Source organism: Brucella oryzae (assembly GCF_041929965.1).
GTDB classification, from domain to species: domain Bacteria; phylum Pseudomonadota; class Alphaproteobacteria; order Rhizobiales; family Rhizobiaceae; genus Brucella; species Brucella oryzae.
The window spans coordinates 1-530 of the sequence record NZ_JBHEEO010000083.1 but is presented as its reverse complement, the minus strand read 5'-3'; the positions used below and the strand labels follow the sequence as shown (position 1 = coordinate 530).

The window sequence follows — 530 nt, the reverse complement described above, 5'->3', positions numbered from 1 at the left end:
CGCCAAAATTCTACATCAGTATGCTCAAAGCCTTCTTTGGCGACAACGCAACGCCTGAAAACGAATTTGGCTTCCATTACTTGCCGAAAATCGACAACACTTACGACCAATTTATGTATGTCGACATGATGAACGAAGGCAAAGTAAATGGTTACCTCTGCCAAGGGTTCAACCCAATTGCCTCATTCCCGAACAAAGCCAAAGTGCGGTCGGCCTTGAGCAAGTTGAAATTCTTGGTGATCATGGACCCATTAAAAACCGATACATCAGACGTCTGGCAAAACTTTGGGGAATACAACGACGTCAACCCTGAAGAGATTCAAACCGAAGTCTTCCGCCTGCCAACCACCTGCTTTGTGGAAGAGGACGGCTCAATTGCCAACTCTGGCCGCTGGCTGCAATGGCACTGGAAAGGCGCCGATAAACCTGAAGAGGCGAAAACCGATAACGAAATTTTATCGGAATTGCGCGAATTGTTTATCGAGATGTATGAAAAAGAAGGCGGCCCAGGCTTTGAGCAAATTAAAGCC

The 530-nt window shown here is 46.8% G+C and carries 1 pseudogene; it reads left to right on the top strand.

From position 1 onward, the window contains the following. Positions 1-530, top strand: a pseudogene (locus JNC70_RS22835) (formate dehydrogenase-N subunit alpha); the annotation flags it as partial.